This window comes from Gluconacetobacter azotocaptans (assembly GCF_014174355.1).
In the GTDB taxonomy this organism is placed as follows: domain Bacteria; phylum Pseudomonadota; class Alphaproteobacteria; order Acetobacterales; family Acetobacteraceae; genus Gluconacetobacter; species Gluconacetobacter azotocaptans.
Map to the genome: position 1 here is coordinate 1 of NZ_JABEQF010000057.1, position 548 is coordinate 548.

General features: G+C 72.1%; 1 protein-coding gene. It reads right to left on the reverse strand.

The features are described 5' to 3' along the window. A partial coding sequence (locus tag HLH34_RS19105) for a radical SAM protein (RefSeq protein WP_183121141.1) occupies positions 1-548 on the reverse strand: 548 nt, incomplete at both ends.

A 548-nucleotide genomic window follows, 5' to 3' on the forward strand; every position in this document is an offset into this window, starting at 1 on the left:
GCCGTTCCGTGTCTCGCGGATGCGCGCCAGCACCCGCGCCGCCCGGTCGGGATAATGGCGGACGATCCAGTCCTCGAACAGCGGGGCGACCTCTTGCGGCAGGCGCAGCAGCACATAGGCCGCACCGCGCGCCCCGGCCTGGGCCGAGGCGGCCAGGATGGCCTCCATCTCGCTGTCGTTCAGCGCCGGGATCATCGGGGCGGCCATGACGGTCGTGGGCACGCCCGCCGCCGACAGGGTCCGGATGGCCTCCAGCCTGCGGGCGGGCGTGGCGGCGCGCGGTTCCATCCGGCGGGCCAGTTCGGGGTCCAGCGTCGTGACCGACAGGCTGACGCGCACCAGGTTGCGGGCGGCGAGGGCGGTCAGGATATCGAGGTCGCGCAGAACCCCCGCCGATTTGGTGACGATGGTCACCGGGTGGGAAAACCGCTCCAGCACATCCAGGATCGCGCGCGTCAGGCCCTGCGTCCGTTCGACCGGCTGGTACGGGTCGGTATTGGTCCCCAGCGCGATGGGGCGGGGCTGGTAGGACGGACGCCGCAATTCCT